19 protein-coding genes, 2 tRNA genes and 2 pseudogenes are annotated in these 20780 nt (G+C 60.9%); 7 read left to right on the top strand and 16 right to left on the bottom strand.

Annotated elements, in window-relative coordinates:
- Positions 1-1259, top strand: a pseudogene (locus tag UF78_RS23030) (hypothetical protein); the annotation flags it as partial.
- Between the two features lie 47 nt (positions 1260-1306).
- Positions 1307-2794, top strand: a complete 1488-nt coding sequence (locus UF78_RS16800) for a TolC family protein (protein ID WP_045163368.1) — start codon at positions 1307-1309, stop codon at positions 2792-2794.
- 170 nt (positions 2795-2964) lie between these two features.
- Here UF78_RS16800 and UF78_RS16795 read toward each other — a convergent pair whose 3' ends face one another.
- The 7 genes from UF78_RS16795 to oscA all read right to left on the bottom strand — a co-directional run bounded on the left by UF78_RS16795 (position 2965) and on the right by oscA (position 9677).
- On the bottom strand, positions 2965-3663 hold the full coding sequence (locus tag UF78_RS16795) for a DNA-3-methyladenine glycosylase (protein ID WP_045163367.1): 699 nt from the start codon (positions 3661-3663) through the stop codon (positions 2965-2967).
- A gap of 246 nt (positions 3664-3909) precedes the next feature.
- On the bottom strand, positions 3910-5148 hold the full coding sequence (locus UF78_RS16790; RefSeq protein WP_045163366.1) for a hypothetical protein: 1239 nt from the start codon (positions 5146-5148) through the stop codon (positions 3910-3912).
- A gap of 230 nt (positions 5149-5378) precedes the next feature.
- Entirely contained in the window at positions 5379-6386 is a 1008-nt protein-coding gene (locus UF78_RS16785) for a sulfate/molybdate ABC transporter ATP-binding protein (RefSeq protein WP_045163365.1), read from the bottom strand.
- A gap of 2 nt (positions 6387-6388) precedes the next feature.
- Positions 6389-7246, bottom strand: coding sequence for a sulfate ABC transporter permease subunit CysW (gene cysW / locus UF78_RS16780; protein ID WP_423831484.1), 858 nt, complete (start codon positions 7244-7246; stop codon positions 6389-6391).
- A gap of 31 nt (positions 7247-7277) precedes the next feature.
- A complete protein-coding gene (cysT, locus tag UF78_RS16775; protein WP_045163363.1) occupies positions 7278-8096 on the bottom strand; it encodes a sulfate ABC transporter permease subunit CysT in 819 nt (272 codons plus the stop codon).
- Between the two features lie 218 nt (positions 8097-8314).
- Positions 8315-9313: a sulfate ABC transporter substrate-binding protein gene (locus UF78_RS16770; RefSeq protein ID WP_045163362.1), complete on the bottom strand. Its 999-nt coding sequence runs from the start codon at positions 9311-9313 to the stop codon at positions 8315-8317.
- Positions 9314-9497: 184 nt separating this feature from the next.
- The gene (gene oscA, locus UF78_RS16765) at positions 9498-9677 is read right to left on the bottom strand and encodes a sulfur starvation response protein OscA (protein ID WP_045163361.1); all 180 of its coding nucleotides are present in this window, start codon (positions 9675-9677) and stop codon (positions 9498-9500) included.
- A 322-nt stretch (positions 9678-9999) separates the two neighbouring features.
- Here oscA and UF78_RS23295 point away from each other — a divergent pair, with 322 nt between their 5' ends.
- Complete coding sequence (locus UF78_RS23295; RefSeq protein WP_413044189.1) at positions 10000-10173, top strand: hypothetical protein; 174 nt, start codon at positions 10000-10002, stop codon at positions 10171-10173.
- A 1-nt stretch (position 10174) separates the two neighbouring features.
- On the opposite strand, the gene ychF is transcribed toward UF78_RS23295, so the two are convergent.
- From ychF to UF78_RS16720, 9 genes are all read right to left on the bottom strand, one after another.
- A complete protein-coding gene (gene ychF, locus UF78_RS16760) occupies positions 10175-11275 on the bottom strand; it encodes a redox-regulated ATPase YchF (RefSeq protein WP_045163360.1) in 1101 nt (366 codons plus the stop codon).
- A 140-nt stretch (positions 11276-11415) separates the two neighbouring features.
- A complete protein-coding gene (gene pth, locus UF78_RS16755) occupies positions 11416-12000 on the bottom strand; it encodes an aminoacyl-tRNA hydrolase (protein WP_045163359.1) in 585 nt (194 codons plus the stop codon).
- Between the two features lie 34 nt (positions 12001-12034).
- Complete coding sequence (locus UF78_RS16750) at positions 12035-12652, bottom strand: 50S ribosomal protein L25/general stress protein Ctc (RefSeq protein ID WP_045163358.1); 618 nt, start codon at positions 12650-12652, stop codon at positions 12035-12037.
- A 124-nt stretch (positions 12653-12776) separates the two neighbouring features.
- A complete protein-coding gene (locus tag UF78_RS16745; protein WP_025242805.1) occupies positions 12777-13718 on the bottom strand; it encodes a ribose-phosphate pyrophosphokinase in 942 nt (313 codons plus the stop codon).
- Between the two features lie 83 nt (positions 13719-13801).
- Positions 13802-13876 (bottom strand) — tRNA-Gln (locus tag UF78_RS16740).
- Between the two features lie 52 nt (positions 13877-13928).
- A tRNA-Gln gene (locus UF78_RS16735) sits at positions 13929-14003 on the bottom strand.
- A 14-nt stretch (positions 14004-14017) separates the two neighbouring features.
- Positions 14018-14878 carry a 4-(cytidine 5'-diphospho)-2-C-methyl-D-erythritol kinase gene (gene ispE / locus UF78_RS16730; protein ID WP_045163357.1) on the bottom strand — a complete coding sequence of 287 codons (861 nt, stop codon included), beginning with the start codon at positions 14876-14878 and terminating at the stop codon, positions 14018-14020.
- Positions 14879-15499, bottom strand: a complete 621-nt coding sequence (gene lolB / locus UF78_RS16725) for a lipoprotein insertase outer membrane protein LolB (RefSeq protein WP_045163356.1) — start codon at positions 15497-15499, stop codon at positions 14879-14881.
- A gap of 3 nt (positions 15500-15502) precedes the next feature.
- The gene (locus UF78_RS16720; RefSeq protein WP_045163355.1) at positions 15503-17230 is read right to left on the bottom strand and encodes a tetratricopeptide repeat protein; all 1728 of its coding nucleotides are present in this window, start codon (positions 17228-17230) and stop codon (positions 15503-15505) included.
- 183 nt (positions 17231-17413) lie between these two features.
- On the opposite strand from UF78_RS16720, the gene hemA reads away from it, so the two are divergent.
- From hemA to UF78_RS22925, 4 genes and pseudogenes are all read left to right on the top strand, one after another.
- Complete coding sequence (gene hemA, locus UF78_RS16715) at positions 17414-18682, top strand: glutamyl-tRNA reductase (protein WP_045163354.1); 1269 nt, start codon at positions 17414-17416, stop codon at positions 18680-18682.
- Positions 18679-19761, top strand: coding sequence for a peptide chain release factor 1 (prfA, locus tag UF78_RS16710; RefSeq protein ID WP_045163353.1), 1083 nt, complete (start codon positions 18679-18681; stop codon positions 19759-19761). Before hemA ends, prfA begins: the two co-directional genes overlap by 4 nt.
- A 74-nt stretch (positions 19762-19835) precedes the next feature.
- Positions 19836-20663, top strand: a complete 828-nt coding sequence (prmC, locus tag UF78_RS16705; RefSeq protein ID WP_045163352.1) for a peptide chain release factor N(5)-glutamine methyltransferase — start codon at positions 19836-19838, stop codon at positions 20661-20663.
- A gap of 20 nt (positions 20664-20683) precedes the next feature.
- Positions 20684-20780 (top strand): annotated as a pseudogene (locus tag UF78_RS22925) (molybdopterin-synthase adenylyltransferase MoeB); the annotation flags it as partial.

The following is a 20780-nucleotide window of genomic DNA, read 5'->3' as shown; positions in this document are numbered from 1 at the left end:
TCGATCTCACCTTGAATTCGGTAGGCGCAACCAGCGGTGTGTTGGTGGATACCACGGCGCCGACCCCTTCGGGTTTGATACGGGTCGATACGACGCCAACCTCCGCCAACTCCGTCCGCTATACGCTGCACTTCAACGAAGCGGTGACCGGTGTCGACGCGGCCGACTTTACGCTGGTCGGTACCGGTACGGTCGCGGGGGCCGTCCAGTCCGTCGTACGGATCGATGCGCAGACCTATGAGGTGACCGTCGGGTCGATTACCGGAGACGGCACCTTGCGGCTCGACTTGAATAGCTCAGGGACCGGCATCACGGATCAGGCGGGCAACAACCTGACCTCCGGCCTCAGCGGGGAAACCTACGCGCTGGATAATACCGGCCCGGCGGTCGCTGCAGTAAGGGTGCCAAGTAATGGGACCTATCTGGCGGGGCAGACGCTTGAGTTCGCCGTTACCTTCGACGACGCGGTGGTGGTTGGTGCCAATGGTGGTACGCCGCGTATCGCCATTACGCTGGATACCGGCGGGACAGTATTCGCCGAGTATGTGTCGGGCTCCGGCGGCAATACCCTGATTTTCAGCTACACCGTTGCTCCGGGACAGGTCGACCTGACCGGCATCGCGGTAGCGACGACCATTCAAAGCAACGGCGGCAGCCTCAGCGATACGCTCGGCAACGATGCCAACTTGGCCCTGGCCGGCATCCCCAGCACGGCTGGCGTGCAGATCAGGGCGGGTTTGGATGCGGGCGACCCGGAATTCCGCGTCGCGACGCCGTCCGCTCCGGTCATCACCCCGTCGGTTTCGTCGCCGCCACCCCTCTCGGTGCCGCCACCACCGGCGCTGATGCCGCCGCTGGTACCGCCTTCGTTATTCGAAGCGCCAAGTCTGGGCGGGGGAATTCCGCCAATCGGTAACATATTCCTGCAGAACCAGGCGCTGGCGCCTAGCTATCTGGCACAGATATTCAGTTCCTCGGCATTCAGCGATGGGACCGGGGTCGGCTTCCTGGGGTTCGGCGGCGGAGATGGCGGCGTGTTCGGTAACAGCACATTGTCATCTGCGTTCGGCAACCTGGTCCCTCGGCAAGGGGAGGGGGACCTCTTTGGCAGAGATGGGGTAGAGATAGAGGAGAAAGGCTTTCTGGGAGCTCCAAGTCTGGGGCAGCAACTCGAAACCTTGCATGACAACGAGCGGCAGCGCATCGATCAACTGGCCAAGGCCCTTGGTGAATGGGCTGACAAGGCTCCCGCGGCCTGAATCAACCGACTACAAGAACACAAGCCGCGATTGGGGGCGGCCCACGGATGAAAAAAGAATACAAGGTACTGGCGGTGTGTGTGCTTGCTGCGGCCATGGGGGGATGCGCCGTGACCAGTCAGCCGATCGAGCGTGCTGCCAGCGAGCAGCGTGCCCAGGCTGATCTGGCCAGCATGTTCAGTGGGCAGGAACCACTGACCGCGCCTTTGACGTTGCACCAAGCCATGGCTCGCGCGGTCAAGTACAACCTGGAAGCGCGCCTGAAAGTCATGGAAGAGGCCATGGCTGAACGCCAGGTCGACTTGTCTCGTCTCGACATGCTGCCACGCATGGCGCTGAACGCCGGCTATGCCGGGCGCAACAACGTCAGCGCATCCAGCAGCCGCAGTATTCGCACCGGTACCCAGTCGCTGGAACCCTCGACCTCTCAGGACCGCGACCGTGAGGTCGGCGACCTTACGATGGTCTGGAACGTGCTCGACTTCGGCGTCAGCTACGTCAGTGCCAAACAGCAGGGCGATCAACGTCTGATCGTCCAGGAGCGTCGGCGAAAAGTGCTGCATACCATCATCCAGGACGTGCGTTCGGCATATTGGCGCGCCATGGCCGCCGATCGCCTTCTGGCTCAAATCGACCAGCAAATGGCACGCGTCGATCAAGCCAGGCAGGACAGTGCGCGCATGAGCGAGCAGCGTATTGGCGATCCGGTCCAGTCACTCGGCTACCAGCGTTCCCTGATCGAAGCGACTCGTCAGTTGGAACAGCAGCGGCGAGCCTTATCTCTGGCCAAGACGGAACTGGCTGCGCTGATCAATCTACCCATGGGGGCGCAGTTCGAGTTAGCGCCAGCGGCCGCCGATTACCCCATGCCGAAGCTGGCGACGGACATGACGGTGCTCGAGCAGGAGGCGCTGGTCAACCGGCCTGAGCTGCGTGAGCAGGACTACCAGGCGCGCATTGGTGCGGCAGAAACGCGCAAGGCGATGCTGCGCATGTTGCCTGGCCTGGAGTTCTCGCTGGGTGGGCACTATGACAGCAACTCGTTTCTGGTTAATCAGAGCTGGGCCGATTACGGTGTGAAAGTCACCTGGAACCTGTTCAATGTGCTCTCGGCGCCCGCTGCTATCGACGTGGCCAAGGCCAGCGAGGACGTGGTGACGATGCGCCGACAGGCGATGTCGATGGCTATCCTGGCGCAGCTTTATGTGGCCAATGCAAACTTCCAGGAGGCCCAGCGTGAATTCACCACGAGCCAGCAACTGGCGGCACTGGATCAGCAGATAGCCGAGCAGCTACGCAATCGCCACAAAGCTCAAGGGATCGGCGAGCTGGAATTGATTCAGGGCGAATTGAATTTGTTGCAAGCGAACTTGCGCCGCGATCTGGCGTATGCCGATCTACGCAATGCCTATGGCCAGGTGTTCGCCAGCGTAGGCTTGGATCCGCTGCCGGATGCGCTGGAGTCCCACGATGTCGATGCCATCGCTCAGGCCTTGGCTAATCGCGAAGCGGAGTGGCAGGCCGGTACGCTTTAAGCCGTCTGGATAGGCCCAAAAGGCCACTATCGTGGCCTGCTGATGTCGACCTTCAGGCTGGTCGGCATCAGGCACGTCACTGGCGCCAGGCGAGTACCGCTACGCAACCTGCGAGCAGGCGAATTCGCCTTGGCGTTGCACGACAAGTTCCGACAGGGTGCAGCGGTGTCTCAACTGGCGAGCAGTTCGCGGCGCAGCACATGATAGTCCTGTCCTTCCAGCTGCCCACGGCGCAGCGGATTGCGCGTGCAGTGCGCGGCGAAACCGGCATCGACGAAACGGTACGGCAGATGCTCGTCGCGGCCGGTTGGGATGCCGAGGCGCGTGGTCTGGACAATGTCCGGACGGGCACCTATATCGTCCACCCGCAGGCGAGCGGGGTCCATGCGTTGAGCATTCCATTGCGTCACTGTCAGGCCCAGCGCCTTGCATAGCAGCGTCTGGCCGGAGCAGAGACGGGTGAGCGGGCGGGGGCCTCCGGTGGCGGCCGGGCTGTTGCTGCGCATGCGCTCGATGGACTCCTCGCAGGACAGTGAATCGAGCCAGGGGTAGCCGGCCTTGATGCACACCGCATTGCCGTCGCCCTGCACGCTGAAGTTCAGCGAATCCCCGCCGCGCGAATAATAGAGATACAGATGGCCGGCCGGCATGAACATCGCCCGTCGTGATGGGCTGTAACCCAGCGACGAATGACTGGCTTTCTCGTCGACGTAATACGCCTCGGTCTCGATGATGCGTGCCGACAACCAGAGCCCATCGACGCAATGCCGAATCACGGTTCCCAACAGATCTTGCGCGACGATCTGTGCGTCCCGGTCGAAAAAAGTATCGTCGAGATGTTGTATTGGTGGTTCGGTGAGGCTGTTCATTGCTACTCCGGCTTCGGCAAGTCTGCCTGTTCCGACCCCATAAACGGGGCGAATATTCCCCAGCCGATGAAGGATCTCGTGCCGGTCGTCAGACAAATGGTTGAGGTCGGCCTAACAAGTAGGTCTTCAAAGTGGCGACTTTGATCCTCTGAATGCCTCTGCTTGAGGGCGGGTAGGCATCGCCATTTTGCGCTCGGCACGTAGCCAGTGGCGGCCCGTCAACATGGCGACTGCGGGCCGATAAGCCTAGTGCTGCACTACGCTCGCCGAATTTGAAGTGCCACTCTGAAGGACGCTCAGATTATCGCTGGCGCCATGCTGCGAAATGTCCGCAAAGTTTGCAGTACCGGCTTGGCTGACAAGCGCGTAGTTGCCCTCGTTGTATTGCGAGGCCTGGATGATGTTGTTGTCGCCGTTCTGCTCAAGATCCAGCGCGTTTACCTCAACGACGCCAACCTGAACGGTCACGATGCTGTTGTTGTTTCCGGTGGTCACTGCGCGCAATTCGTTGCCGGGGGCGGTCTGCGAGACGCTGGCCGTGTTGCGATTGCCGGACTGCTCTATGGCAGCACTGCTGTCTCTGCCAGCTTGCGCAAGGCCGATGACGTTGTCATTGCCGGTTTGAACAGAAACAACGGTGTTCTGCCGGCCACCTTGAGTCGTTATGAGCTGGTTGCGATCGCCATTCTGCTCGCTCGACACCTTCATCAAGATGTCGGATTGGGTGACCATCGCCGTGTTGTAGTTGCCATTACTTTCAACCTCGGCATTCGAAGCGATGGCCTCGTACTGCTCCACAGTTACCGAATTACCGACTCCAAAGGAATAAATCTCGACATTGGAGACGCTGCCGTAATCCTGCCTCACGGTCGCATTGTTCGCAGTGCCCTCCTGCCAGACATAAGCCGTGTCATCTAGCGTGTTGTCTTGGCGGGTACTGCTGACATTGTCGTAACCGTACTGCTTGCTGGTGGATGTCGACTGGGCGAACGTTTGGTTAGCGGTCGCAGAGTTCCCGTCGCCTACTTGAAGTTGGTAGAGCCCTGTACCGATGGAATCCGACTGGGTGCCTTGCGCGGTATTGGAGCTGCCATGTTGGTCTTGGGAAATAACGCTCTCGGTGGAATTAGTCTGAATGGCGTTCGCCACATTCTCAGAACCAACTGCCTGGTATTGCAGGATCAAGTTGCCAGAGACGGGGCTCGCCCCGGTGTTGCCCAGCTGACGTGCTTCACTGTAGTTGAAGCTGCCTTGCTGATACTGGCTGATCGAGTCGCCTGAACCACCTAGCTGGAAGGTAACCGCTTCGTTGGCTACGCCGCTTTGGGTTATCAGGGTTGTGTTGTCGACACCGCCGGTCTGCGTGGCAGTGGCTTTCAGCGAGATACCTGACTGATCAACGTCGGCGGAGTTTTGCTCCGCGAATATTTGTGAGGACATTGCCGCAATGACGGCAAGAGCAAGCGGCTTCAGGATCGTGCGCATGATGTGTCTCCGATGAGGTCTGTTCCTGCTTACCAGATAGTTCTGGCTAACAAGGCTGCGCTGCCCGTCGGGCCGTGACGAACCAGGCCGTATGCTTCCCCTCACCTGATCGACCTTTTATGGCACCGCCCGAGCTGCTTGATCCGGCGTTAAGGCACTGCCGCACTGTTGCGCTTAGAACGATCACGAAGATCGATCATGCGCGTACTTAGCGTAGCTGACATCGCCGCCTACGCATTTCCTTCCATGAGGGCTGCCCTATCGAATGAGTTCTGGCTCGGCTTGAAGTACAGCGTTTCGCCACGGCGCAGGTCGACAAGGCTGGCGTGGTCTCTACCCACTTCGGCCTCGACCGGCTCGGTCTGGTTGGCGACCCTGAGCGTTACTCGTGTGAGCGCACCAAGCGGACGCACGTCCCGAACCTCGCCTGCGTAATAACCCTCTCCGGCGGACGAACTCAGGTAAATCTCGTGCGGGCGGAACAGCACGCTGCGCTGATCGTCCAGCTGCAGGCGATTGGCGTCGCCGAGAAAGTGATAGACGAAATCGCTGGCCGGATTGGCATAGACCTCCGCCGGCGTGCCGATCTGCTCGATCACGCCTTTGTTCATCACCACGATGCGGTCGGCGACCTCCATCGCCTCCTCCTGATCGTGGGTCACGAACACCGAGGTGAGGTGCACGTCCTCGTGCAGGCGGGCAAGCCAGCGGCGCAGTTCCTTGCGCACTTTGGCGTCCAACGCGCCGAACGGCTCGTCGAGCAGCAGCACTTTAGGCTCGACCGCCAGCGCACGGGCCAGGGCGATGCGCTGGCGCTGGCCACCGGAGAGCTGCTCGGGGTAACGGTCGGCCAGCCAGTCGAGCTGCACCAGGCCGAGCAGTTCGTGCACCTTCTCGGCGATCACCGCGTCGCTTGGACGCTGCTTCTTTGGCTTCATGCGCAGGCCGAAGGCGACGTTGTCGAATATCGTCATGTGGCGGAACAGCGCGTAATGCTGGAAGACGAAACCGACGTTGCGGTCGCGCACGTCACGGCTGGAGACATCCTCGCCGTGGAACACGATGCTGCCGCTGTCCGGCGTCTCCAGCCCCGCGATGATGCGTAGCAGGGTGGTCTTGCCGCAGCCGGACGGGCCGAGCAGGGCGACCAGCTCGCCGCTCTGGATGTGCAGGTTGATGGCGTTCAATGCCTGGAACTGGCCGAAGCGCTTGTTGATGTTGCTGATTTCGATCGACATGGTCATTCCTCGGCGTTGGCGTGCAGGCGGGCGATGCGCGACTCGCTCCACTGCTTGAGCAGCAGGATCACCAGCGCCAGGCCCAGCAGCAGGCTGGCCACGCTGAACGCGGCGACATGGTTGTATTCGTTGTAGAGAATCTCGACGTGCAGCGGCAGCGTGTTGGTGAGTCCGCGGATGTGCCCGGAGACCACCGACACCGCGCCGAACTCGCCCATCGCCCGTGCGGTACAGAGCACCACGCCGTAGATCAGGCCCCATTTGATGTTCGGCAGGGTGATGTGCCAGAACATCTGCCAGCCGCTGGCGCCGAGCAGCCGCGCGGCTTCCTCTTCGGTGCTGCCCTGCTCCTGCATCAGCGGAATCAACTCCCGGGCAACGAAAGGCACGGTAACGAACAGCGTCGCCAGGACGATGCCGGGCACGGCGAAGATGATCTGGATGTCGCGATCACTCAGCCATTCGCCGAAGTAGCCTTGGGCGCCGAATAGGAGCACGTAGATCAGGCCGGCAATCACCGGGGAGACCGAGAACGGTAGGTCGATCAGGGTGACCAGCAGGCTCTTGCCACGAAATTCGTATTTGCTCACGCACCAGGCGGCGGCGACGCCGAACAGCAAGTTCAGCGGCACCGAGATGCCTACGGCGAGCAAGGTCAGCTTGAGTGCGGCGAGGGCGTCGGGCTCGAATATCGCACTGAAGAAGGTGCCGAAGCCTTGCTTCAACGCCTCGCTGATGACGACCAGCAAGGGCAGCAAGAGGAAGAGCGCGAAGACCAGCCAGGCGGCAAAGATCAGCAGCCGCCGGCCGAGCGCGCTGCCGCGGCGCGTTGCATTGGCGGTGTTATTCGTAGTCACCATTAGGGAAGCGGAAGTCATGTCGGTGGCCTCTTCACGAACGCGCAATGCGGCGCTGCAACAGGTTGATGAGCAGCAGCAGGACGAACGACACCACCAGCATCAGCACGCCAATGGCGGTGGCGCCGGCGTAGTCGTACTGGTCCAGCTTGACCATGATCAGCAGCGGGAGGATTTCGGTCTTCATCGGCATATTGCCGGCGATGAAGATCACCGAACCGTACTCGCCAACGCCGCGGGCAAACGCCAGGGCGAAGCCGGTCAGCCAGGCGGGCAGCAGCGCCGGCAGCAGCACATGGCGAACCACCTGCAGCGGCTTGGCGCCGAGGCAGGCCGCAGCTTCTTCCACTTCACGTGGAATGTCGGCTAGCACCGGCTGGACTGTGCGCACCACGAAGGGCAGGGTGACGAAAGTCAGCGCCAAGGTGATGCCCAACGGGGCGTAGGCAATCTTGAAGCCCAGCTGCGTGGCGAACTGACCGATCGGCCCGTTCGGCGCATACAGCGCGGTCAATGCGATGCCGGCCACCGCGGTGGGCAGGGCGAACGGCAGGTCGATCATCGCCTCGATGATCTTGCGTCCGGGAAATCGATAGCGCACCAGCACCCAGGCCAGCAGCGTGCCGATAATGCCGTTGAGCACGGCGGCGGCGAAGGCGGTGCCGAAGCTGAGCTTGAGCGCCGCCAGCACGCGCGGGGCGCTGATGATGGCGATGAACTGTGCCCAGCTGAGTTCGGTGGTCTTGAGAAACAGCGCACCCAGGGGAATCAGCACCAACAGACTGAGGTACACCAGGGTGTAGCCCAGCGTCAGCCCGAAGCCGGGTATGACGGGGGGAGTCGGACGGGACATGGTCGGCCTTGTTCTGTCGAGGAGTTCTGCTGAGCCGCGTAGGGTGGAAGTCGCTTTTTACTTCCACCGTCGACGCCTCACGGGGAGCAATGTTTCGGCTGAAGCGTCGCGAGCGCAGCTCAGACAAGGCGAAGACAGGCCTGGGCCGCGGAGTTTACGAGCTGCAAATGAGCAGGCCCGAGCCGGTCTTCAACGCAGTATGAGCAAGCGCAGCAGCTTCAGTTCGCCTGATAGATCTGGTCGAAGATCCCACCATCATTGAAGAACTTCGGCTGTGCGATTTTCCAGCCGCCGAAGTCCTCGTCGATAGTGACCAGCTTCAGCGCCGGGAACTGATCCTTGAACTCGGCCGCGACGTTCTCATTGCGCGGCCGGTAGAAGTTCTTCGCCGCGATATGCTGGCCTTCCTCGCTGTACAGGTAGTTCAGGTAGGCCTCGGCTACTTCCCGCGTGCCCTTGCGCTCGACGTTCTTGTCGACCACTGCCACTGGCGGTTCAGCGAGGATCGACAGAGATGGCGCGATGATTTCGAAGTTCTCCCCGCCCTGTTCCTTCAATGCCAGGAAGGCCTCGTTCTCCCACGCCAGCAGCACGTCGCCGATGCCGTTGTTGATGAAGGTGACGGTCGAGCCGCGGGCGCCGGTGTCCAGTACCGGCACGTTCCGGTACAGCGTGCCGACGAATTCCTGCGCCTTTTTCTCAGTGCCGTATTTCTGCTGCGCATAGGCCCAAGCGGCGAGGAAATTCCAGCGCGCACCGCCCGAGGTTTTCGGGTTCGGCGTAATCACCTCGACGCCCGGCTTGACCAGGTCATCCCAGTCCTTGATGGCTTTCGGATTGCCCTTGCGCACAAGAAACACAATGGTCGAGGTGTAGGGCGTGCTGGCGTCCGGCAGGCGGAACTGCCAGTCCGCGGGGATCAGCTTGCCGAGGCGATGCAGCTCATCAATATCGCCAGCCAATGCGAGGGTCACCACGTCGGCTCGCAAACCATCGATGACGGCGCGGGCCTGCTTGCCCGAGCCGCCATGGGACTGCTGAACCTTGATCGGCTCGTGGCCCTGGGCCTGCCAGTGCTTGTTGAAGGCTTTGTTGAATTCCACATAGAGCTCGCGTGTCGGGTCGTAAGACACGTTGAGCAGGGTATCGGCGGCCAGCGCGTGGCCGCCAATCAGCACGCTCGCCAGGGCGGCGAGAGCGAAACGTCGAATGGACATGGTGCAGCTCCTGAAAACAGATCGAATGTGCTTTTGGCTGTTACTGAATTCGGTTTCGGGGCTTTCAGCTCCGCATTCGCGGCGGGTGATAGCTGCAGTACCGGTGCGTGTTCATGGTCTTGGCTCGTCATGGTCACGCCCTCCGGTGGTCCAGTCGGGCTGATGAATCGGGGTTATGAAATGGTCAGGTGTTCTTGTTGTTCGGCTGCAGGCGGAATTTCTCCTTGCGCTCGATCTGCACGACCTCGCCGTTGTGCACAGTGATTTCCACCGAGCCGAACTTGAGGCCGTGCAGGGCGCTGTGGATCTCGCGCAGGATGCTGGCTTCGTCCTGCCCCTCGATGTTGGGAATGGTCGCGGTCATTTCTGTTCTCCGTGAAGCCTTTCGTGACGGCCGAACGGCCGTAGCCAGCGAGGCGTGGAACGGATAGTAGAGGGTGCTGAGATATTCTTAAAAATATTGTTTAAGAACATTTATAGATCGTTAAGGAATAACAATGTACTGGCCTTCGCCAAGGAAGAGCACAGCCCGCTGGGCATCGAACCAAGGCGTCTATCGATCCCGGATCGTGGCAGCATCGTGATAATGTTGATCTGGCAAGGCCGCCGATTGCGCTGCTGATCCGTGGCGAATCGGTACCGGCAAGGATCTACTGGCTCGCTGTATTCATCAGAAAGCGAGCGGGGTGGGAGGCGTGGCGGTCAGTTGCTGTGCGATAAGCATTGCGGCCGCCGATGCGGAACTCTTCGGTTACGCCGCGGGGCTCACGGCGCAGCGCCGAGCCGCCGAGCCGGCTGGTTTGGCTCGGCCAACGGCGTTCCTCAAGCGTTTGGGTTCATCAAGATCCGCCAGGATCTAAATCAGACGTTGAAGCGGAAGTGCATCACGTCGCCGTCCTTGATGATGTATTCCTTGCCTTCCAGGCGCCATTTGCCGGCTTCCTTGGCGCCGGCTTCGCCCTTGTATTGGATGAAGTCGTTGTAGGCGATCACTTCGGCGCGGATGAAGCCTTTCTCGAAGTCCGTATGGATCACGCCGGCGCCTTGGGGAGCCGTGGCGCCAACCTTGACGGTCCAGGCACGCACTTCCTTCACGCCAGCAGTGAAGTAGGTTTGCAGGTTGAGCAGCTCGTACCCTGCGCGAATCACACGATTCAAACCGGGCTCTTCCAGGCCGAGGGATTCGAGGAACATGTCCTTTTCCTCGCCATCGTCCAGTTCGGCAATTTCCGCTTCGATCTTGTTGCACACCGGTACCACGACGGCACCCTCTTCGGCGGCGATGGCATTGACCACGTCCAGGTGCGGGTTGTTTTCGAAGCCATCCTCGGCAACGTTGGCGATGTACATGACGGGCTTGCTGGTCAGCAGGTGGAAGCCCTTGGCCAGTTGAATCTCATCGTCGCCGAGCTTCTTCAACAAGGTGCGGGCCGGCTTGCCTTCGGTGAAGTGGGGGATCAGCTTCTCTAGCAACGCCTTTTGCGCCACGGCTTCCTTGTCGCCGCCCTTGGCGTTGCGGGTGACGCGCTGCAGCTGCTTTTCGCAGCTGTCGAGGTCAGCGAAGATCAGTTCGAGTTCGATGATCTCGATGTCACGCTTGGGATCGACCGAGTTGGAGACGTGAATCACGTTTTCGTCCTCGAAGCAGCGCACTACGTGAGCGATGGCATCGGTCTCGCGAATATTGGCGAGGAACTTGTTGCCCAGACCTTCACCTTTCGAAGCGCCTTCGACGAGGCCGGCGATGTCGACGAATTCCATGGCGGTCGGCAGGATGCGCTCGGGTTTGACGATGTCAGCCAGGGCCTGCAGACGCGGATCGGGCATCGGTACGATGCCGCTGTTCGGCTCGATGGTGCAGAAGGGGAAGTTTTCCGCAGCGATACCGGATTTGGTCAGCGCGTTGAACAGGGTGGACTTGCCGACGTTGGGCAGACCGACGATGCCGCAATTGAATCCCATGGTGTTTTGCCTCGGTATTGGCTGGCAGCGGATGCGCTACCGGCGTTGCCAAACTGCGTTAAAACGGCTTCGTGATGCGCTGTAATGCAGGCCTTCCGCGCCGCCGTTGCCTTTGTCTTGCACCCCTGCGTCGAGTTCGATCAGGCCTTCTGGCTGTGCAGGCGCTGCATCGCTCGCGTCCAGTCACCCGCCAGAATTTCGGGCAGCACGTCGAGCGCGAAATCGATGCTGGCGTCCAGCTTTTCGCGCTCGGCCTGGGGCGCTCGGCCCAGCACATAGCCGGTCACCAGGCTGCTGTGGCCGGGATGACCGATGCCCAGACGCAGGCGGTAGAAATTGTTCTGATTGCCGAGCTTGGCGATGATGTCGCGCAGCCCGTTGTGCCCGCCATGGCCGCCGCCCTGCTTGAGCTTGGCGATGCCTGGGGGCATGTCGAGTTCATCATGGGCGACCAGGATGGACTCGGGAGGAATTCGGAAAAATCCGGCCAGTGCCGCCACCGCCTGGCCGCTGCGGTTCATGAAGGTGGTGGGAATCAACAGGCGGACATCTTCGTCCTGGTGGCGAAACTTGCCGACCAGGCCGAAATACTTGCGATCCACGCTGAGGTTGGCACCTTTGTGGGCGGCCAGACGCTCAACGAAAAGGGCCCCTGCGTTATGCCGGGTCTGGTCGTATTCAGGGCCTGGATTACCCAGGCCGACGATCAGTTTGACGGCAGTCACGACAGAGGCCCTTCCTCAGATGCTAGCGAGCGGATTACTCGGCAGCGCCTTCTTCTTTCGGAGTGTCTTCCTTGCTCACGCGCGGAGCGTGAACGTTGGCAACCGGCAGGTCGCTGCCGTGTGCCAGGGCGACCAGCTCAACGCCTTTCGGCAGCTTGAGGTCGGTCATGTGCAGTACCTGACCGACTTCAACCTTGGCCATGTCGACCTCGATGAACTCCGGCAGATCCTGCGGCAGGCAGGAAACTTCCACTTCGTTGATGTTGTGCAGGATTTCGCCGCCCTGCTGCTTCACGCCAACCGAGGACTCCTGGTTGATGAAGTGCAGCGGAACGGTAGCGGTCAGCTTGTGACCAGCAACAACGCGGACGAAGTCAGCGTGCAGAACGAAGCCTTTGGCCGGATGACGCTGCAGCGCCTTGATCAGAACAGACTCGTTCTGGCCATCGACGTTCAGGGTCAGCACGTGGCTGAAAGAAGCTTCGGTTTCGAGCAGCTTGGTTACGTCTTTCAGCAGCAGGCTAATGGACTGCGGGGCTTTGTCGCCACCGTAGATGACGGCCGGAACGAGGTTGGCATTACGACGCAGGCGGCGGCTCGCACCTTTCCCCAGGTCGGAACGCACTTGGGCATTCAGAGTGAAATCAGTCATTGTGTTTCTCCAGGATAACAACACGCCCGAAGTGCTTGCGACCAGCACTACCGGGCGGTTGGGCAAAAAGCCCCGCACGGGGCGGGGCACATTTTCGTTCTGCGCGAAGGGCTAGGCTTTCGGCTTAGCGGAACATCGCGCTGATCGATTCAGCATTGCTGATACGGCGAACCGCCTCAGCCACCATTGGCGCGATGTCCAACTGGCGAATACGGGTACAAGCTTGCGCCGCTGCGGACAGCGGAATGGTATTGGTCACCACCAGTTCGTCGAGGACAGAGCCTTCGATATTCTCGATGGCGCGACCGGACAGAATCGGGTGAGTGCAATACGCGAAGACCTTGGCAGCGCCATGATCTTTCAGGGCAGTTGCGGCGTGGCAAAGGGTGCCAGCGGTATCGACCATGTCATCGACGAGGATGCAGGTACGACCTTCGATATCACCGATGATGTGCATCACTTCGGACTGGTTGGCCTTCGGGCGACGCTTGTCGATGATCGCCAGATCCACACCCAGCGACTTGGCGACGGCGCGAGCACGCACTACACCACCAATGTCGGGGGAAACGATCATCAAGTTCTCGAAGCGCTGGGCCTGGATGTCATCGACCAGGACCGGCGAACCGTAGATGTTGTCCACGGGCAAATCGAAGAAACCCTGGATCTGATCGGCATGCAGGTCAACGGTGAGGACGCGGTTGACGCCCACCACATCGAGCATGTCGGCCACGACCTTGGCGCTGATCGGCACACGTGCGGAGCGCGGACGGCGATCCTGACGGGCGTAACCAAAGTAGGGAATGACAGCGGTAATGCGGGTGGCGGAGGAGCGGCGGAAGGCATCAGCCATCACGACCAGTTCCATCAGGTTGTCATTGGTGGGGGCACAGGTCGGCTGAATCAGGAAGACGTCCTTACCACGAACGTTCTCATTGATCTCGACACTGATTTCGCCGTCGGAGAATTTACCGACGTAGGCGTCACCGAGAGGGATGTGCAGCTGACGTACAACACGCCGGGCCAGGTCGGGGTTGGCGTTCCCCGTGAAGACCATCATCTTGGACACGCGCAGTACCTGCCTGAGGGTGGATCCGATGAAACAAAAAGCTGTTCAAAAGGCCAGGCGTTTTGAACAGCTCTCGTGATGTTTGGCAGGGGCGGCTGGATTCGAACCAACGCATGCCAGGATCAAAACCTGGTGCCTTACCGCTTGGCGACGCCCCTGTAGATGTAACCCTGAAAGCGATCGTCTGGCTGTAGCAACCTCGAAAGGTTATGGCAGGGGCGGCTGGATTCGAACCAACGCATGCCAGGATCAAAACCTGGTGCCTTACCGCTTGGCGACGCCCCTACAGCGTACAACCTCTAATCACTCACTTCCTGCGTCAGCTGCGCAAGCCTTCGGTGCAGCATCGAAATGTTGCGGCCTTGTGCTACGAAAGCTGGTAAATCGGCTGGAAGTTGGCGGCAAACTCTATCAGCCTCACCTTTGTTTGGGAAGCTCCCAAACACACAAGCTCCAGTGCCGGTCATCCTTGCTGGAACAAATTTGTTCAACAAGCTCAAAGCGTTACGAACCTCTGGGTAACGCCTCTCGACCACCGGCTGACAGTCGTTATGACCGCCCCCTGCAAGAAGGCTGCGAACTGTAATGGCCGGGGTATTGCGTGTCAACTCTGGGTCGGAAAATATTTCCGCTGTACTAACAGAGACTTGCGGGGCGATCACGAGGAACCAGGGTTCGCTCAATTCGACCGGTTGCAGGCGCTCGCCAATCCCTTCGGCGAAGGCCGCTCGGCCCCTGACGAAGACCGGCACATCGGCTCCAAGCGACAAGCCGATCTCGGCCAGGCGTTCTTCGCCAAGATGGGTCCGCCAGAGGTGATCGAGGCCGAGCAGGGCGGTGGCCGCATCGGAACTGCCGCCCCCGATGCCGCCACCCATGGGCAGACGCTTGATCAGTTCGATGTCGGCTCCCTGGCTGCACCCGCTGTGGGTCTGCAACAGGCGAGCCGCGCGTACGATCAGGTTGTCGTCATGCGCCACGCCCGGTAGCTCGGGATGCAGGCGGATCTGGCCATCAGTCCGAGGCGTAAAGCTCAGCTCGTCGCCGTAGTCTAGAAACTGGAAGAGCGTCTGCAGGTCGTGATAGCCGTCGTCGCGACGGCCGAGTATGTGCAGCATCAGGTTGAGTTTGGCCGGTGCCGGCAAGGTCAGCCTGCGCATTCAGTGGCCGAGCCGGCGCGGCTGCCAGTCCTTGATCACGAGCGTAATCTGCAGGTCGCGACCGGCCAGCTTGATACGTGACGGCAGGCTGAAGCCGCTTTGCTCGCTGTAGCCGAGATACTGCACGTCCCAGCCGTCCTGTTGCAGATTGGCGAGACGCCCATTGGCGTCCAGCGCGACCCGGCTGCGGCTGTCCGGGGCGGGAAGGCCGCGCACCCACCAGAGCAGGTTCGACACCGGCAGCTGCCAGCCGAGCTGACTTTCCACCAGCGCCTCTGGTGACTCGGCTTCGAAGCGGCCCTGGCCTGCAACTTCCAGCGCGACGGCGTCAGGGCGACCGGTTAGACGAGTGGCGCCGCGGCCCAGCGGACCGGACAGCCGGATGTCGAAATAATCCTGGCGCTGTAGCCAGAACAGCGTGCCGCTGCCCGAGTCCTGGGGTGCTCGAATGCCAATCTTGCCGTTGATCTGCCAGCCATCGATTTCGCTGATCTGAGCTTTGTGGGCCTTCCAGTCATCGGCACTGCCAGGGCCCTCAACGGATTCCTGCGGGCCGAGACCGGCGCAGCCAGCAAGCAGCAGCATCAATGCAGGAATTAGCAGGTTGCGCATCGACTTCATGTGTCAGAGTTTCTCCGAGCCTGTCAGACGTTTGATGGTTTCGCGCAGCACCTGACTGTCCGGTTGCTGCTTCAGTGCTTCGGCCCAGATCGCCCTGGCCTCCCGCTGCTCGCCGGACGCCCAGAGCACCTCGCCGAGGTGGGCGGCGACTTCATGGTCCGGCATGCGCTTATGCGCCTTGCGCAACTGGGTTTCGGCTTCGTCGAGATTACCCAGGCGATAATTGACCCAGCCGAGACTGTCGAGAATGGCGGCGTCATCCGGATTGATCCGGTGCGCCTGCTCGATGAGCGCAAGGGCTTCGTCGTATCGATCGGTGCGATCGGCGAGCGTATAGCCCAGTGCGTTGATGGCCATGGCGTTGTCAGGTTCGCGCTCGATGATGTAGCGCAAATCTCGCTCCAGCTGGGCCAGGTCGCCACGCTTCTCGGCGATCATGGCTCGGGTGTAGAGCAGGTTGAGGTCGTCGGGAAACTGCTCCAGCGCCTGTTCGACCAGCTCCCAGGCTTCTTTGACTTGCTGTTGTCCGGAAAGCGCTTCTATTTCGATCAGGTAAAGTTGAATCGCGTAGTCGGGCTGCTCTTCCCGGGCGCTGGCCAGCAGACGTGATGCCTCCTGATTACGGCCGAGGGTAAACAGTAGCTCCGCCTGCATGAGTTTCGCCGGCAAGTACTCATTACCGGGCCCGACCTTGGCGAACGCGTTCAGCGCCTGCTCCGGTTTGTCCAGCTCCTGATAGGCTCGTCCGAGGTTGAAATTGGCTGCATCGAGGTGGCTGCCGCGCTCGATCAGCTCTTCCAGGTAAACGATCGCCTCGCGCCAGGCTTGCGCTTCGAGGCACACCAGAGCCATCGAGAAACGCAGATCGTCGTCGCCGGGATTTTGTTGGACCAGCGTGGCGAATTCGCCCATGGCTTCGTCAAGGCGGTCCTGCTCGACCAGCAGGCGTGCATAGGTCAGGCGCAGGCGCTTGTCTTCGGGGTGCTGACGAAGGCCTTTCTCCAGCAGCGGCAGTGCTTCCTTGCCACGTTCAAGCATCTGCAGCAGTCGAGCCTGGAGCAGGATCGAAGGGATCTCCTGTTCCTTGGCCGGTTGCTCTTCGAGCAATGCGAGTGCTTCTTCAGGGCGCCCGTCCTGTTGCAGTAGCACGGCCTTGCCGAATTTCAGTTGGGGATTATCAGGGTGTTTGGCCAGTAACTGGTCGAAGCTCTTGAGCAGGCCGGTGCGGGTATCCGGGTCGGTTTCGGCGGCTGACAGGGCAAGGAAGTCGAAGTGCGTATCGCCTTGGCCCTGCAGCACTTTCTCCATGAATTTCAGCGATTCCTCGTAGCGCCCAGCACGGGCCAGCTGCACCGCTGCGGCACGCTGGGCGTCGAGATTATCCGGTGCGTTGGTCGCCCAGATCATCGCCGTGTCCAACGCCGCCTGATCGGCGCCGAGGTATTCGGCGATACGGAAACCGCGCTCGGCTACCCCGGGGTCCTGGGTCGCGTTGGCCTGCTGGACATAGTTGCCCAGTGCGATATCGAAGCGATTGCGCTGCCCGGCGAGTTCGGCGACCAGCAATGCGTACAGCGTGTCGCTGCTGAACGAACCATATTCACTCGGGCTGGTTTCTGTTGCTTGCGGCGTGGTCTCCTCGATCGGCGGGCCGCTGTCGGAGGTGCTCTGCGTGAAGCTTTGACAGCCACCGAGAAGCAGGACGGCGCTGATGGCGAGGAGTTTTTTCATAGGGAATATAAGGCTGGTCTGCGGTCGCGGCATGATGACACAAGCCGCCAGGCAAGCACATGGGCTGGCTCGTCGGGCGAATCGGGCGGCTCGATCTGGTAGAGACAATGATGGGCAACGGTTGTTCTGAAGCAGGCGAAGTAGGAGAATCGCGCGCTCCGTTTTTCGAATCAGCGACCCTGCATGGCTTTCATCGCCCTTGGCATCAATCACAAGACCGCATCGGTGGATGTGCGCGAGCGTGTTGCGTTCACGCCCGAACAGATGGTCGAGGCGTTGCAGCAGTTGTGCCGTGTCACGCCAACGCGCGAGGCGGCCATTCTGTCGACCTGCAATCGTAGTGAGCTGTATCTCGAGCAGGACCAGATCGAAGCCGAGGCGGTGCTGGCGTGGCTGGCTAATTATCACCGCCTGAGTCTCGAGGACCTCAAAGCCTGTGCCTACGTTCATACCGGCGATCAGGCTGTGCGGCACATGATGCGTGTCGCCTCCGGGCTGGATTCGATGGTGCTCGGTGAACCGCAGATTCTCGGACAGATGAAGTCCGCCTACGCAGTTGCGCGCGAAGCCGGTAGCGTCGGCCCGCTACTGGGACGTCTGTTTCAGGCGACCTTCAGCACCGCCAAGACCGTGCGGACCGATACCGCCATCGGCGAAAACCCCGTCTCGGTAGCCTTTGCGGCCGTCAGCCTGGCGAAGCAGATCTTTGCCAACCTGCATCGCAGTCAGGCATTGCTGATCGGCGCAGGTGAAACCATCACGTTGGTCGCTCGCCACCTGCACGAGCAGGGCGTCAAGCGCATCGTGGTCGCCAACCGCACACTCGAACGTGCCAGTATTCTGGCCGAGCAATTCGGCGCCCATGCGATCCTTCTTGCCGATATCCCCCATGAGCTTTACAACAGCGACATCGTCATCAGCTCCACCGCCAGTCAGTTGCCGATCCTCGGCAAAGGCGCCGTGGAACAGGCGCTGAAGAAGCGCAAGCACAAGCCGATGTTCATGGTTGATATTGCGGTTCCCCGCGACATAGAAGCGCAGGTCGGTGAACTGGACGATGTCTACCTCTATACGGTCGACGATCTACACGAGGTGGTTGCGGAAAACCTCAAGAGTCGCCAGGGTGCGGCCCAGGCCGCCGAGGAGCTGGTCGCGGCCGGTACCGATGACTTCATGGCGCGGCTGCGTGAGTTGGCGGCCGTGGATGTGCTCAAGGCCTACCGACAGCACGCCGAACGCATTCGCGACGAAGAGATGCTCAAGGCTCAGCGGTTGCTGGCCAATGGCGTCACGCCCGAGGATGCGCTGGCTCAACTGGCTCGTGGGCTGACCAACAAGCTGCTGCACGCGCCCAGCGTTCAGCTGAAAAAACTTTCTGCCGAAGGGCGTGGAGAGGCTCTGAACATCGTGCAGGAGCTCTTCGCCTTGCAGGACAGCACGGACAAATCATGAAAGCGTCGCTGCTCAACAAACTCGACATTCTGCAGGACCGCTTCGAAGAGCTGACGGCGTTGCTTGGCGACGCGGAAGTGATCAGCGATCAAACGCGCTTTCGCGCCTACTCGCGCGAATACGCCGAGGTTGAACCGGTCATCGCCACCTACCGCGAATTCCTCAAGATGCAATCCGATCTCGAAGGCGCGCAGGCCTTGCTCAAGGACAACGACCCGGACGTTCGTGAAATGGCCGAGGAAGAGGTTACTGAAGCCCGCGCAAAGCTCGAAGAGATCGAAGCCCGGTTGCAGCGCATGCTGCTGCCGAAAGATCCGAAGGACGGCCGCAACGTCTTTCTGGAGATCCGCGCCGGTACCGGCGGCGACGAGGCGGCGATTTTCTCCGGTGACCTGTTCCGGATGTATTCGCGCTATGCCGAACGGCAGGGATGGCGTGTCGAGATCCTGTCCGAAAGCCCTGGCGAGCACGGCGGCTATAAAGAAGTCATCTCGCGCATCGAAGGCGACAATGTGTTCGCCAAGCTCAAATTCGAATCCGGCGCGCATCGCGTACAGCGCGTCCCGGAAACCGAATCCCAGGGGCGCATTCACACCTCGGCCTGCACCGTTGCGGTACTGCCGGAGCCGGACGAGCAGATCGCCATCGAGATCAATCCGGCCGATCTGCGCGTCGATACCTACCGAGCATCCGGCGCCGGTGGTCAGCACATCAACAAGACCGATTCGGCGGTGCGCATTACGCACATGCCCAGCGGCATCGTGGTTGAATGCCAGGAAGAGCGTTCGCAGCACAAGAATCGCGCCCGCGCCATGGCGTGGCTGGCAGCCAAACTGCAGGATGTGCAAGACAGTGCCGCGCACAAGGAAATCTCCGATACGCGCAAGCTGCTGGTCGGCTCGGGCGATCGCTCCGAACGTATCCGTACCTACAACTTTCCGCAGGGGCGGGTGACCGATCACCGCATCAACCTGACGCTGTATTCGCTCAATGAAGTCATTGGCGGCGCGGTTGAGCAAGTGATCGAGCCGTTGTTGCAGGAATACCAGGCGGACCAGCTGGCGGCGCTGGGTGATTGATCGCAACCCGCTGACGATACTGACTTGAACCCGGCATGCCGCATCGGCCATCCGGCTCCTACGGAAGCGCCATAATGGCCACCATCGAATCATTGCTTCGTGCTGCAGTTCTGCCGGATTCACCATCCGGCAAGCTTGATGCCGAATGGCTGCTGGCTGCGGCGCTGGGCAAGCCAGCCAGCTATCTGCGTACCTGGCCCGAGCGAGAAGTGCCGGCCGAAAGCGAAGCGCGTTTCGTCGCTGATCTGGCGCGTCGTCGTCGCGGTGAACCTGTGGCCTACATTCTGGGGCGCCAGGGCTTCTGGAGCCTAGAGCTCGAGGTCGCTCCCCATACCTTGATCCCCAGGCCGGACACCGAACTGCTGGTCGAAACCGCATTGCAGCTATTGCCGCCGACCCCGGCCGACATACTGGATCTAGGTACCGGGACTGGGGCGATCGCCCTGGCGCTGGCTCATGAACGACCAGCTTGGCAGGTGACCGGGGTCGATCGCGTCACCGAAGCGGTCGACCTGGCGGCGCGCAATGCCCAGCGTTTGCGCCTCGATAACGCCGAGTTCCGTGAGAGTCGGTGGTTTTCCGCCCTTGCTGGGCAGCGTTTTGCACTCATTGTCAGTAACCCGCCCTATATCCCGGCGCATGATCCGCATCTTCAGAAGGGGGACCTGCGCTTCGAGCCGAGCAGCGCCTTGGTGGCTGGAGATGACGGTCTGGACGATATTCGTCAGATCATCGCGAGCGCGCCGAGCCATCTGCTCTGTCAGGGTTGGCTGCTGTTGGAGCACGGCTACGATCAGGCGTCGGCAGTGCGTGGGCTGTTCGCCGAAAGTGGATTCGTCGATATCCAGAGTCGCAAGGATCTTGGCGGCCACGGACGCATCAGTCTGGGTCAACGGCCATGACTATCATCGAGGAGAGCGACATGCTGAGCGATGACGAACTGCTGCGCTATAGCCGGCAGATCTTGCTGAAACAGGTCGACATTGATGGCCAGCTGAAGCTCAAGCAGAGTCGTGTAC

The sequence above is a fragment of the Stutzerimonas stutzeri genome (genome assembly GCF_000952685.1).
In the GTDB taxonomy this organism is placed as follows: Bacteria; Pseudomonadota; Gammaproteobacteria; order Pseudomonadales; family Pseudomonadaceae; genus Stutzerimonas; species Stutzerimonas stutzeri_E.
Note: the sequence above shows the minus strand (reverse complement) of the source record. Positions and strands in the feature narration are given on the sequence as shown.